This is a genomic window from Chryseobacterium phosphatilyticum (assembly GCF_002899825.2).
Taxonomy (GTDB): domain Bacteria; phylum Bacteroidota; class Bacteroidia; order Flavobacteriales; family Weeksellaceae; genus Chryseobacterium; species Chryseobacterium phosphatilyticum.
Map to the genome: position 1 here is coordinate 1 of NZ_PPED02000092.1, position 458 is coordinate 458.

1 protein-coding gene is annotated in these 458 nt (G+C 72.7%); it reads right to left on the reverse strand.

The genetic code is table 11. From position 1 onward, the window contains the following. The coding region (locus C1631_RS25520; RefSeq protein WP_228441530.1) for a hypothetical protein at window positions 1-458 on the reverse strand (458 nt) is incomplete at both ends.

Genomic DNA, 458 nt, shown 5'->3' on the forward strand with positions numbered 1-458 from the left:
CCTCGGACAGGCGGGTGGCGAGACCGTGCAGTCGGTGCCAGTGTGCCTGGGCCTGGCGCAGCATCCCGCGCGCGCGGCGGACCAGGGCGGGGGTGAGCGCAGCGTGGCCGTCGAGGTTGCGGCGCTCGGCGAAAGCGGAGGCGAGCGCGCGCAGATCCTGCGGCCGGACTCGGTCGGCGATCTCGGTCTCCGAATGCTCCATCCGCGTCAACGCGGCTTCGAGCACGGCCAGCGCCGGCGACCCTATCGGCGCGGCCACGGCTCCGGCAACCGCCAGATCCTCCTCAGCCGATCCTGTAGTGCCATCGGGCTCGACTCTGACGGCATCTGGATCTGCTGGAGCCGGGATTGACGGGGTCGGCGCCTCGGCCTCGAGCCGCCCGGCCAGGGCGCCGAGATCGCGGGCTATCCGCCTGGCGTCGAGCGAAGACAGGTCCACCGCCGCCTGAGCTATGCAG